Below are 12897 nucleotides of genomic sequence, written 5' to 3' on the forward strand. Positions count from 1 at the left end.
ATAGCATAATAAATAAAGGGGCTAAGATGAAAATATCACATTACAGACACACATTACGCTTCATATATTCAGATAAAAATCAGTTTTCCTATGAATTCGCACAACAAATATTAAGAGCAAAAAATCAGTCTACCTCCCCTTTTCCCTCAGAAAAATCTAAGTGTGATACCAAACAAAAAATAATTAAAAAAATAAAAAAGCATGCCGGTCTTATTGAAAAGTCATACAGTGCAAATGGAGGATATTTTTCTTACGCACAGCAAATAGCTAATAGAACAAGATGCGGTGTAATAGGGGTTATTGGTATACACACCTCAGAGACTAAAGGCAAAAAGAGACAACTAATTTTATTTAAACCACAGGGAAAAATTAAAGCCATATTCAGTAAGATGGGGAATCATATTCTCAGTATAAAATATATATCTCGTTGATAAAAGGTTGTAAAATCATTTGATTCTACAACCTTTGTGATCGTTGATAACGACGGCTTATTTACGTTTCACCAATAGAACAATGCTGACACCAAGGAATAGTATACTTGGCAGTAACGCCGCGATAACTGGTGGTACGGAATAGACCAAGCTCCAATTACCAAAGCCTTGGTTTAAAATATAGAATAAGAAACCGCCGACGATCCCTGACACAACACGTACCCCCATTGGTACGGTACGCAAAGGACCAAAAATAAACGATACCGCCATTAGCATCATAACCGCAGCAGAGAGTGGTGCTAAGATCTTCTTCCACATACTCAGTTGGTAAACCGCAGCAACTTGCCCACTCTCTTTCAAATAAGAGATATATTGATAAAGACCACGAATAGAAAGTGAATCTGCATTGAGAGAAACAATACCCAATTTTTCAGGGGTAAGGTTGGTTTTCCAATCGTAAGTTAAACGTTGGGAGCCCGTAATTTTTTTCTCACTGCTCAAAATAGATTCATCAACTTGAGATAATACCCATAGTTTGTTGTCTTTATCATAAGCGCCACTTGAAGCAAACATCACGGATTTAAGTTTATGTTGTTCATCAAAACGGTAAATCGAGATTTCTTGAATCGATGTGGTATCGGCAATGCGTTGAATATGAATAAAATCACGTCCGTCTTTCGCCCACATACCTTCATTGGTGACAACTAATGAATTACCCACAATTTTCTCTGCACGATAATTTCTTGCCCATTGATCACCAGCAGGAGCAACCCACTCCCCGATAAACATCGCAACAATCACCAGAGGGATCGCGGTTTTCATCACCGAAAGCGCAATTTGTAAACGTGTGAAGCCAGAAGCTTGCATCACGACCAATTCACTGCGCGACGCTAATGCACCTAGTCCTAGCAAAGCACCTAACAAAGCGGCCATTGGGAAGAAGATATCAATATCTTTGGGGATACTTAACAATGTAAATACCCCTGCACCTAACGCAGTATAGTCGCCATCGCCTACCTTACGCAGCTGCTCAACAAACTTAATGATCCCTGAAAGGGATACCAGTAGGAACAAGGTCATTAAAATAGAGTTGAGGATCGTGCGTCCAATATATCTGTCTAAAACACCAAACATTAGGCAGCCCCTCTATTAAATCTGACACGTAAACGGCGCATTGGTACGGTATTCCATAAGTTAAGAATTACCGCAAGAGCAAGGTAACCTAAGTTAACCGCCCATAAGGCATATTTCGGGTCGACATCACCTTTTTCTGCACTGTTGCGTAGCGTACTTTGTAACAGAAAGAATATAAGATACAACAACATCGCAGGGAGCATACTAAGCACTCTCCCCTGACGAGGGTTGACTTCACTAAGAGGTACAACCATCAGTGCCATTACCACCACAGAGAATACGATGGTTAAACGCCAATGAAATTCTGCATTCGAGTCAGGATCATTGGCTTTCCAAAGCTCGAACATCGTTTTCTGTTCAACTTTGTCATTACTGGTATCACTGGTTTTATGATCGATAACCGCTTGGTAGTTTTCGAAATCGGTAATACGGAAGTCACGTAATAATGCCGTTCCTTCGTAGCGAGTCCCTTCATCCAGTACCACTACTTGGCGGCCATCAGCATCTTCTTTCATGTAGCCGCTGTCGGCCACCACGACTGATGGGCGCTGTTCATTAGCAGTGCGTAATTGAGCTAGAAAGACATTTTTAAAATCATTGCCTTTAACTTCACCAATATACAGCACGATGTTGCGGTCTTTGGTGGTTTTAAATTGCCCTTCCACCATCGCAGCTAGGCCTGGGTTAGCTTTCGCATCAGCAAGTACTTGTTCCTGATATTGAGAGGACCAAGGCAGCATCCATGTAATATTGCCGATTGCAACCAACGCGGTCAGGGTGGCAAGCACCAAAGCGGCTTTAACCAACACGCTTTTTCCTAATCCGCAAGCGTGCATAACCGTAATTTCACTTTCGGTATATAGCTTACTGTATGTCATTAACAGCCCAAGAAATAGGCTCAAAGGGAGGATCAACTGCGCCATTTCAGGCACACCTAATCCCAGCAAAGGTAACACTAAGTTTGAAGGAATATTACCCTGTACCGCAGCCCCGAGGATATCGATGGACTTTTGGCTGAAAAAAATCAACATTAGCACAAAAAGAATAGCTAGCTGACTTTTCAGGGTCTCCCGTACCAAATATCTAATAATGATCACGCTTATACGCCTGTGAAAACTTGTCTTTTGGGTGGAAAATGGCTAAGTTCGTTCAATATCTACCATTTGTTAACATATACTCTGGCTCATTGTATGGCTAGAATGATATAAAAGCATTCTCTATACTCTTCATACTTCAAGTTGCAGGGCTGTTTGTGAAGGTATGGTGACTACGCTTAGCTAGCCGAGTCATAGCGTTTATCTATGCTCTTCGTCTATCTTCACTTGTCGCCTACCTGCAACTGGTATTATTTTGAGTATATACTGATTACCCAATCAGAAGATGCTTAATATTGTTGAAAAACCAGATATCCGCTCAGTTTAACATAAAGAGTTCATACTCTATGAGGTAGATTAATGCGGTACGCTAATAATTTTAGCGGGAGCATGGGCCTTTGTCTTTAAGATTCAGGAGAACGCATGGAGTTTAGTGTAAAAAGTGGTAGCCCGGAAAAACAACGCAGCGCATGTATCGTTGTCGGAGTCTTTGAACCACGCCGTCTGTCCCCTATAGCTGAACAGCTGGACAAAATAAGCGACGGATATATCAGCGCCCTGCTGCGCCGCGGGGAACTTGAAGGTAAAGTAGGCCAGTCCCTACTACTCCATCATGTACCAAATGTCCTGTCTGAACGTATTCTACTCATTGGCTGTGGTAAAGAGCGTGAGCTGGATGAACGTCAGTTTAAGCAAATCATTCAGAAAACAATTAGTACACTGAATGAAACAGGTTCTATGGAAGCAGTTTGCTTCTTGACTGAACTACATGTCAAAGGCCGTAATAACTACTGGAAAGTACGCCAAGCTGTTGAAACAGCAAAAGAGTCTCTCTACGTCTTTGATCAACTAAAAAGTAATAAAACCGAGCACCGCCGTCCACTACGTAAATTGGTCTTCAATGTACCAACACGCCGTGAATTGCCAAGTGGTGAACGCGCAATTGCGCATGGTCTAGCGATTGCATCGGGTGTGAAGGCAGCGAAAGATCTCGGTAATATGCCACCCAATATCTGTAATGCAGCTTACTTAGCGTCTCAAGCGCGCCAACTGGCTGATATTTCAGATAATAGGTTAACAACTCGCGTTATCGGCGAAGAGCAAATGAAAGAGTTAGGCATGAATGCCTACCTTGCTGTTGGGCAAGGCTCTCAAAATGAGTCTCTGATGTCTATTATGGAGTACAAAGGTAGCGCTGATCCTGAAGCAAAACCTATTGTATTACTCGGTAAAGGGCTGACATTCGACTCAGGTGGTATTTCTATCAAGCCAGCCGATGGCATGGATGAGATGAAATATGACATGTGTGGTGCTGCAACCGTTTATGGTGTAATGCGCTTTATTACCGAACTACAGCTACCGATTAACGTGGTTGGTGTTCTAGCCGGCTGTGAAAACATGCCCGGTGGTCGTGCTTATCGTCCGGGTGATATCCTTACCACGATGTCAGGCCAAACGGTTGAAGTATTAAATACAGATGCAGAAGGCCGCTTAGTATTGTGTGATGCGCTAACTTATGTTGAACGCTTTGATCCTGAATTAGTTATTGATATTGCAACGCTAACAGGGGCTTGTGTCATCGCATTAGGTAGCCACTATACTGGTTTGATGTCTAATCACAACCCGCTAGCTCACGAGCTATTGAATGCGTCGGAGCAATCTGGTGACCGAGCATGGCGCTTACCATTAGCTGACGAATATTTTGATCAAATTACACCTAATTTTGCAGATTTAGCGAATACAGGCGGGCGTCCTGCTGGTGCAATCACCGCAGGCTGTTTCCTATCGCGCTTCGCAACTAAGTATAATTGGGCACACTTGGACATCGCAGGTACAGCATGGCGTTCAGGTAAAGCAAAAGGAGCAACGGGTCGCCCAGTCTCCTTGCTGTCACAATTTTTACTGAACCGCGTCGGTTTGAATGGTGACGATTAATCTAAATTGATTATTGTTCCTGAAAAATAAGCGTGCTCCCGAATCATGGCTATCCGTGATTCGGGATGTTATTTTTTAGGACAGTCAATTAAGCTCAACATAATCGATATAACTACCAACCGATTTTGAACCAGCAGCAAAACCAGTTATAATTCAGAAAGATTTCTGTAAATACAACATTTACGAAAAGATACTGAGTCGCTAGGCGCATACATAAGTATGTGATGAGTAGTGAATGAACGTAGTCAACAATGCTACGGCGCGAAGTATGACGGAATACATCCCCTAAATAATTCGTGTTGTAACTAGGCGACAAGTGAATGAGTCGCTAGGCGCATATACAAGTATGTAATGAGTAGTGAATAAACGTAGTCAACAACACTACGGTGCAAAGTATAACGGGGATCCAATGAAAAACGCCACATTTTATCAACTACCCCCCACCCCCGCTGAACAGGATGAACTTGAAGCTCATGAGTGGTTGGCTTGCGAACTTGCAGCACAGATGTGGCGTAATGGTAAGCGTATATTGCTTGCGTGTGAAACTGCTGAGCAAGCAGAAAAACTCGATGAGGCACTTTGGCAAAGAGATCCCCATCAGTTCGTTCCTCATAACCTTGCGGGTGAAGGCCCTCGTTATGGTGCGCCAATTGAGATTTGCTGGCCGGGGAAACGAGGCAATGCACAACGCGATGTATTAATTAATCTGCAAAACCAATTCGCAGATTTTGCCACCGCATTCCATGAAGTGATAGACTTTGTGCCTATCGATGAAACTTTAAAACAGTTGGCGCGTGAACGGTATAAAATTTACCGCAGCGTCGGCTTCAATTTGACTATGGCGACGCCGCCAACTAACTGAATACGATATTAAAGATGGACAAAAAACCAGAGAATGCAATTGCCGAGCCTTCGCTCGATAAAACTTATAATCCTGCTGAGATTGAGCAGTCACGCTACGCTCATTGGGAAAAAAGCGGTTATTTCAAACCAAATGGTGATACTAGCAAAGACAGCTTCTGTGTCGTGATCCCACCACCAAACGTCACAGGCAGCCTGCACATGGGTCACGCCTTCCAGCAAACCATCATGGATACCATGATCCGTTACCAACGTATGCAAGGTAAAAATACCTTATGGCAAACGGGGACTGACCATGCAGGTATCGCGACTCAAATGGTTGTAGAGCGTAAAATTGCCGCTGAAGAGAACAAAACCCGTTATGATTACGGCCGTGAAGCATTCATCGATAAGATCTGGCAGTGGAAAGCTGAGTCTGGTGGCAATATTTCTCAACAAATGCGCCGTTTAGGTGACTCTGTTGATTGGGAACGTGAACGTTTTACCATGGATGAAGGCCTATCCAAAGCAGTTAAAGAAGCGTTCGTGCGCCTATATAAAGATAATCTTATTTATCGTGGCAAACGCCTTGTTAACTGGGATCCCAAACTGCATACCGCAATTTCTGATCTGGAAGTTGAAAACCGTGAAGTTAAAGGTTCAATGTGGCACCTGCGTTACCCATTAGCAGATGGCGTGAAAACAGCAGAAGGTAAGGACTACCTCGTTGTCGCCACAACGCGCCCTGAAACCATGCTTGGCGACACGGGTGTCGCAGTTAACCCTGAAGATCCACGTTACAAAGACTTAATTGGCAAAGAAATCATTCTGCCGATCGTCAACCGCCGCATTCCAATTGTTGGTGATGAACACGCCGATATGGAAAAAGGGACTGGTTGTGTGAAAATCACCCCAGCTCATGACTTTAACGACTATGAAGTAGGTAAACGACACCAGTTACCAATGGTCAATATGTTGGATCTGGATGGTAATGTTCGCCAAGAAGCGGAAGTTTTTGATACCCACGGTAATCCGTCAACCGTTTACAGCAGCGAAATTCCTGAAGCCTATCGTGGTATGGAACGTTTTGCAGCACGTAAAGCACTCGTGGCTGATTTCGAACAATTAGGTTTGTTGGTCGAAGTGAAGCCTCACGATTTGACCGTACCTTACGGTGACCGTGGCGGCGTAGTTATTGAGCCAATGCTGACTGACCAATGGTATGTTCGTACTAAACCACTGGCTGAAAACGCCATCAAAGCGGTTGAAGACGGTCGCATTCAATTTGTCCCTCGTCAATATGAAAATATGTACTACTCTTGGATGCGTGATATTCAAGACTGGTGTATTTCTCGCCAATTGTGGTGGGGTCATCGTATCCCTGCATGGTATGACGACAAAGGTAATGTGTACGTAGGCCGCGATGAAGAAGAGGTACGCCGCGAAAATAACCTTGGTGCTGATATTGCACTACGTCAAGATGATGACGTATTAGATACTTGGTTCTCTTCTGGTTTATGGACTTTCTCAACATTAGGTTGGCCTGAAAATACCGAAGCACTAAAAACATTCCACCCAACTGATGTATTGGTCAGTGGCTTCGATATTATTTTCTTCTGGATCGCCCGCATGATCATGCTAACCATGCATTTCATCAAAGATGAAAATGGTGTTCCACAAGTGCCGTTTAAGACGGTATATATGACAGGTCTGATCCGTGATGAAGAAGGCCAGAAAATGTCGAAATCCAAAGGGAACGTTATCGACCCATTGGATATGATCGACGGTATTTCACTGGAAGACTTATTAGAAAAACGCACTGGTAACATGATGCAGCCGCAATTGGCTGAAAAAATTGCCAAACGTACCCGTAAAGAGTACCCGGATGGTATTGAAGCACATGGTACCGATGCATTGCGCTTCACCTTGGCTGCATTAGCCTCAACTGGTCGTGATATAAATTGGGATATGAAACGTCTGTCTGGCTACCGTAACTTCTGTAATAAGTTATGGAACGCAAGTCGCTTTGTGTTGATGAACACAGAGAACCAAGACTGCGGTCAAAATGGCGGTGAAATGAGCTTCTCTTTGGCTGACCGTTGGATCATGGCGCAATTTAACCAAACCATCAAAGCCTACCGTGAAGCACTTGATACTTATCGCTATGATATTGCTGCGGGTATCTTGTATGACTTCACATGGAACGAATTCTGTGACTGGTACTTGGAGCTCTCCAAACCAGCCGTTCATAAAGGTAATGAAGCACAAGTTCGTGCAGCTCGCTTTACCTTGATTGAAGTTCTTGAAGGCTTACTGCGTTTAGCGCACCCTATCATTCCATTTATCACCGAAACCATCTGGCAACGAGTGAAAGTGGTGAAAGGGATTGATGCAGATACTATCATGTTGCAGCCATTCCCTGAGTTTGACGCGGCGAAAGTTGATGAGCTGGCGTCAAGTGACTTAGAGTGGATCAAGGAAGCTATCATTGCAGTTCGTAATATTCGCGCTGAAATGAATATTTCTCCAGGTAAACCACTTGATGTCATGCTGCGTGGCGCTTCTGAAGATGCAAAACGTCGCGTTGCAGAAAACGAAAACTTCATCAAATCAATGGCGCGTTTGGCAAGTATTCGTGTACTTACTGAAGGTGAAGAAGCACCTGTCTCCGTCACTAAATTAGTTAGTGGCACTGAGCTACTGATCCCAATGGCAGGCCTGATTGATAAAGATGCTGAACTAGCTCGTTTAGATAAAGAGCTAGATAAAGTAAGTAAAGAAATCGAAGGCATTGAAAGCAAGCTAGCTAATGAAGGCTTTGTAAGCCGTGCGCCTGCTGCTGTTGTTGAGAAAGAGCGTGAACGTTTAGCTGCTAACATTGAAGCTAAAGGTAAACTAGAAGCTCAAAAAGTCACTATCGCATCACTGTAATTGATTGCTTTGAAATAATGACAAGCCCTTATTGACTCCATCAATAAGGGCTTTCTTTTAAAGTGATTAAAATTCGATTATCATTAATTTACTGCATTCGCAGTTCTCAGATTGAAGTTCCCTTCTGGTTCTCTCGCACTGAGTTGTAAAAATAAAAATAATGAGAGTCTGTCATGACAACAAACACAAACCACACTATTCGTTTAATCGAACAAAAAGATAATGCAGGGATTGCCGCGGTGATCCGTGAAGTTTCCGCAGAACATGGGTTAACCGCGGATAAAGGTTTTGCCGTCGCTGATCCTATTTTAGACACCCTCTATGAAGTCTACAGTAAGCCACGTAGCGCTTATTGGGTAGTTGAAATGGATGGGCAAATTGTTGGTGGAGGCGGGGTCTCGCAAGTGGCTGGTGGTGATAGTGAAACCGCGGAACTGCAAAAAATGTACCTATCCTCAGCACTCAGAGGTAAAGGCGTCGCTAAACAAATAGTACTGATGTCATTAGAATTTGCCAAATCACAAGGCTATAGCCGCTGCTATCTAGAAACAACCGCAGAATTACAAGCGGCTATTAAGTTGTATGAGAAGCTAGGCTTTGAGTTTATTGATGAACCATTGGGCAATACAGGCCACAGTGACTGTGAAATTCGGATGTTAAAAACATTATAGCCATCAATTCACAGAGGATAGCACATAGCTACCCTCTGGTTATCAGTTCTGATTAGTGAATACGCATCTCTCGATATATTCAACAAAGACAATCCAGTCAGCTACATCATAGATAATGGTATAATTTTAAAGTAGCCCCACTTCGTCCATTGATAAATCATTTCAGGATATCAATACACACTGTTCGGACATCTAAATCAGTACCATTTTCAATCTAAATTAGTGTAAATAATATCAACCATTCATATTTCTACAAAACTTCTTTATGCACTTTAGTTCTTATCACTAGGCCAAAAAACTCAGCTTGTTACTCACAGATATAGACTCTCTACTTATTTAACATCTAAATATGACTTATTAAAATTGAAAAAATATCGTAATATGATAACTATGAAAACTTGACTATATTTTTCTGAGTAATTAAATACAAATTTGGCCTCTGAGTTGTTCATTTACCATCAGTAACCTTAGTATAAATAGGGACAAAAATTATAACATCACTTAACATTCAAAATTTTTTGCTCATTTATCCTTAACGTTTCAAAATGTTAATAAAAAATTTATTTTTGTTAACAAAAACAAAAATCATTAAAGTTATTTATATAAAAATAAAAAAACAAATCAAAAAAATATAAAAATATCGCATAAATATTTACCTCATTAAATAAAATTCACCTTAATAGAATACAATATCAAATCAGAATAACTGTCTATATATTTACTTAAAAAAAACTGATAGTAAAAAAATACGCATTTAAATTTTATATTTAAAATTACATGACGTGCAGAACGTATAGATTTATTCATTAAATGAATAAATCTATACATGAATACCAAACACTATTAGCTCATAAAACAAACAAATAGGAAAGGAACATTAAAATAAAATAAGCAACACTATTCACAGGCAATATAAATTATCATTAGAATATTTAATTTTTCATTAGATAAATAAAAAAAATAGACAATCAAGTACTAAAAAAATAATTATTATCCTTTTAAAAAATCACAACATATTGATTTAATTATTGATTAAATTGGACAAGATTAAATAAATGGCTTGCTAAACTTAATTTAATATAACTATGTCATTATATTAATTGCAGTTCTTTATTTTATTTTATTATCTTATACAGACTAAAAATCAACACGTTAAACCATTCAAAATAGATAATCCATTTTTGATTAACCAATGCAAATCCTTATTCCATCTATATTTTATAGAAAAAAACATACTTTAAAATAGCTAGTAAAAACGCTTATTATTAAGTTTTTTTCACTTTCACCATTGCTTGACACTAAATATCCAAACTCTTAATATACACGAATTCGGAGTATTAAGTGACTAACAAAGTCACATATAACCCAAATTAAAGGTATCAAAATTGATCTATACACACACGATCTGAAATAAATAAAGCGATTGTGTAAGGAACTTTTTAGTGAACAAAATTAGTAACAAAAATCTATCTGAGAATGACACTCAAAACCTATTTCTAAATGCTATTGGTAAAGAAATTTATCGATTAAGAAAAATAAAGTCGATGACAGGAGCAGAGCTAGCTAGTCATATAGGTATATCACAACAACAACTATCCCGTTATGAGTGTGGTGTTTGTAACATTAGTGCTAGTAAGCTAATTCAACTACTATTAACTCTTGATACATCAGCAGAATCATTCTTTAAAAATGTATTCATAAATATTTTTGAAAAAAATAGAGAAGTAGCAAAATTGTATAGCAATATATTTATATCTAGATATGACAATGAAGCAGAATTGAAATTACCCTATGACAACAAATTAGAACAGAATATTTTTTACTAATATATAAGACTAAATATCTTTTAACACTAAGAATCCTTACCTATATAAATTATTATTCAAAAAATGAATAATTAGCTAAACGTAATTAAACGTTTATAAATTATATCACCTAAGCAAAATATGTATAAACACTAAAATATTAGAGGACATCCATGAAATTAAGTAATAAAGCAATTTTAGCACCAATTGCAGCAGTTGTACTATTTGCATCTGTTGCTCATGCAAACAATAAAATGACCGTTGATTTTACTGGGCAAATTAGCTCAGCAACTTGTGATGTCGATCTGGGTATTTCTGGTGAAACCAGTGTTGATCTAGGTTGGATCCCTATGTCTGATTTTTCTATGGGTCAATCAAACTATTTAGAAGGCGGTAATAAAAGCTTTGAAATCGCTTTGACCCAATGTCAGTATGGCACTCAAATTGAAGTGGGTGAAGATGGCCAACCACAAACAGTCTCAGTGGAAGGTAAAGGCGATGCAGAGTTAAAAGTTACAGGTACAACATTATCAGGTACTAATGAAATTTTCAGCTCAGCTTCAACAGGTAGTAACGGTGTTATTTTATATGAAGTAGCTAATTCCAATACACCAGTTACAAATAATCAAGGTATCAAATTATCTAACACAGGTACTAAGCAAACTGTTGCTTTCACAGCAAAATTAGCATCTAAAGCAAAAGAAAATTTTGCTATTCCATCAAGTGATGTTAAAGCGCCAATCACATTCACTTATACCTATAACTAATTTATAAGTGTTTCATGAGCTGGCGAGATCGCCAGCTTTCACATAATATATTAAGAAATATCAGTGAGTTGCAAAATGTTTAAATATATTTCAGCTATTATACTTATGTCAATTACCTCTTATGCGTTTTCCGCAGGTTTTGGCATTAATGCAACTCGCATTATTTATAATGAAAATGACAAAACGAAAACTGTTGGTATAAGAAATACAACTAAAGATATTGCTTACCTAGTTCAAACTAAAGTTTTAACGCCAGATGATAAGCAATCACCATTTGAAACTATACCACCAATATTCAGACTAGAACCGGGTAATACAAACCAAGTTAAAATAATTAAAAACAATAATGTTAATTTACCAAAGAACCAAGAATCGCTTTTCTATTTCATTGGAACAGCAATTCCTTCAGGAAAACTAGGTAATGAAAATAATACGGTTAGTGGAGCGATAAACATTGCGATTGCAAATAAAATAAAATTATTTTATAGACCGAGTAATTTAGCTTCAACACCAGAAGAAGCCCAAAAAGGATTAACTTTTAAGTCAACCTCAAAAGGCATCGAAATGATTAATAATTCGCCGTACTACGTAAGTATCTCGAGTTTAAATATCGCTGGTAAAAAAGTTAAAGTTTCTGTTGAAGAAGGTAATTCAATGATAGCGCCCTATAGTCAGCAGACATATAACGTTAAAGCCTCTACTGGAAAAGTATATTGGATAGCAATTAATGATATAGGTAGTGAAAATGTTTATAGCTCAAGCATTCAAAAATAGAACTTTATCCGTCCTATTATTATTTATATCGCTTAATAGCTACTCAGATGAAGGAATAGGATTTAAAGCAGAAATCATTAAAGGTGCTTGCTCATTTAGTACTGTGAGTAATATTGATTTTGGAGATATTTATCTTGGTGACTTTATTGAAAATGCAAATTTAGCAGCTAGAGTTAAGCCTTTAAAAATATTATATGAATGCGAAGGTTTCGCAGAAGGAATAAATCCCTCGATAAAAGTTAATGGGATCACACCAGATAATGATCCAGAAACTTTTTTCACATCAGGTACAGCAGAAGGGGTTGGTTTTCAAATAAAAAATGGTGACATCACACCTTTAGAATTTAATGAAAATAAAAGCAAACCATTAAAAGATAATAGTGAGATAGAAATAGAACCCACAGAAAAGCTAATCAATATGACCGTGGGTTTTGTATTACAAAACGCAGCAAAGAAAATATCAAGTGGTTCAGCTACTGCAACTATTACTTTTGATTTTATTTACCCTTAAGAGA

Annotated in this window: 11 protein-coding genes; 9 read left to right on the plus strand and 2 right to left on the minus strand. The window is 39.0% G+C overall.

What is annotated here, in order from left to right; all coding sequences use genetic code 11:
* Positions 1–26 precede the first annotated feature (26 nt).
* Positions 27–431: a hypothetical protein gene (locus M1E96_RS18685; RefSeq protein WP_319067273.1), complete on the plus strand. Its 405-nt coding sequence runs from the start codon at positions 27–29 to the stop codon at positions 429–431.
* A 57-nt stretch (positions 432–488) separates the two neighbouring features.
* Here M1E96_RS18685 and lptG read toward each other — a convergent pair whose 3' ends face one another.
* Together lptG and lptF are read right to left on the minus strand one after the other, a co-directional pair.
* Entirely contained in the window at positions 489–1565 is a 1077-nt protein-coding gene (lptG, locus tag M1E96_RS18690; RefSeq protein ID WP_319067275.1) for an LPS export ABC transporter permease LptG, read from the minus strand.
* Positions 1565–2662: an LPS export ABC transporter permease LptF gene (gene lptF / locus M1E96_RS18695; protein ID WP_070927664.1), complete on the minus strand. Its 1098-nt coding sequence runs from the start codon at positions 2660–2662 to the stop codon at positions 1565–1567. Before lptF ends, lptG begins: the two co-directional genes overlap by 1 nt.
* A 420-nt stretch (positions 2663–3082) precedes the next feature.
* On the opposite strand from lptF, the gene pepA reads away from it, so the two are divergent.
* The 8 genes from pepA (at position 3083) to M1E96_RS18735 (ending at position 12893) form a co-directional block, all read left to right on the plus strand.
* Positions 3083–4594, plus strand: a complete 1512-nt coding sequence (pepA, locus tag M1E96_RS18700; RefSeq protein WP_070927662.1) for a leucyl aminopeptidase — start codon at positions 3083–3085, stop codon at positions 4592–4594.
* Positions 4595–5003: 409 nt separating this feature from the next.
* Positions 5004–5456, plus strand: a complete 453-nt coding sequence (locus M1E96_RS18705) for a DNA polymerase III subunit chi (protein WP_140183214.1) — start codon at positions 5004–5006, stop codon at positions 5454–5456.
* Positions 5457–5470: 14 nt separating this feature from the next.
* Positions 5471–8365 (plus strand): valine--tRNA ligase, encoded by a 2895-nt coding sequence (locus M1E96_RS18710; RefSeq protein WP_319067278.1) that lies wholly within the window; start codon positions 5471–5473, stop codon positions 8363–8365.
* Positions 8366–8538: 173 nt separating this feature from the next.
* Positions 8539–9036, plus strand: a complete 498-nt coding sequence (locus M1E96_RS18715) for a GNAT family N-acetyltransferase (protein WP_140183212.1) — start codon at positions 8539–8541, stop codon at positions 9034–9036.
* Between the two features lie 1442 nt (positions 9037–10478).
* Positions 10479–10862, plus strand: coding sequence for a helix-turn-helix transcriptional regulator (locus M1E96_RS18720; RefSeq protein WP_319067281.1), 384 nt, complete (start codon positions 10479–10481; stop codon positions 10860–10862).
* 152 nt (positions 10863–11014) lie between these two features.
* Positions 11015–11608, plus strand: coding sequence for a fimbrial protein (locus M1E96_RS18725; protein ID WP_319067283.1), 594 nt, complete (start codon positions 11015–11017; stop codon positions 11606–11608).
* A gap of 75 nt (positions 11609–11683) precedes the next feature.
* Positions 11684–12382 (plus strand): molecular chaperone, encoded by a 699-nt coding sequence (locus M1E96_RS18730; protein WP_369427281.1) that lies wholly within the window; start codon positions 11684–11686, stop codon positions 12380–12382.
* On the plus strand, positions 12354–12893 hold the full coding sequence (locus M1E96_RS18735; protein ID WP_319067286.1) for a fimbrial protein: 540 nt from the start codon (positions 12354–12356) through the stop codon (positions 12891–12893). Before M1E96_RS18730 ends, M1E96_RS18735 begins: the two co-directional genes overlap by 29 nt.
* Positions 12894–12897 lie beyond the last annotated feature (4 nt).

The sequence above is a fragment of the Providencia sp. PROV236 genome (assembly GCF_033676985.1).
GTDB lineage: Bacteria > Pseudomonadota > Gammaproteobacteria > Enterobacterales > Enterobacteriaceae > Providencia > Providencia manganoxydans.

Bases quoted from the DNA above. Each gene is read 5' to 3' on its own strand.
- M1E96_RS18735 (WP_319067286.1), top strand. From the start codon at position 12,354: ATGTTTATAGCTCAAGCATTCAAAAATAGAACTTTATCCGTCCTATTA.
- M1E96_RS18725 (WP_319067283.1), top strand. From the start codon at position 11,015: ATGAAATTAAGTAATAAAGCAATTTTAGCACCAATTGCAGCAGTTGTA.
- M1E96_RS18705 (WP_140183214.1), top strand. From the start codon at position 5,004: ATGAAAAACGCCACATTTTATCAACTACCCCCCACCCCCGCTGAACAG.
- pepA (WP_070927662.1), top strand. From the start codon at position 3,083: ATGGAGTTTAGTGTAAAAAGTGGTAGCCCGGAAAAACAACGCAGCGCA.
- M1E96_RS18715 (WP_140183212.1), top strand. From the start codon at position 8,539: ATGACAACAAACACAAACCACACTATTCGTTTAATCGAACAAAAAGAT.
- M1E96_RS18710 (WP_319067278.1), top strand. From the start codon at position 5,471: ATGGACAAAAAACCAGAGAATGCAATTGCCGAGCCTTCGCTCGATAAA.
- M1E96_RS18730 (WP_369427281.1), top strand. From the start codon at position 11,684: ATGTTTAAATATATTTCAGCTATTATACTTATGTCAATTACCTCTTAT.
- M1E96_RS18685 (WP_319067273.1), top strand. From the start codon at position 27: ATGAAAATATCACATTACAGACACACATTACGCTTCATATATTCAGAT.
- lptG (WP_319067275.1), bottom strand. From the start codon at position 1,565: ATGTTTGGTGTTTTAGACAGATATATTGGACGCACGATCCTCAACTCT.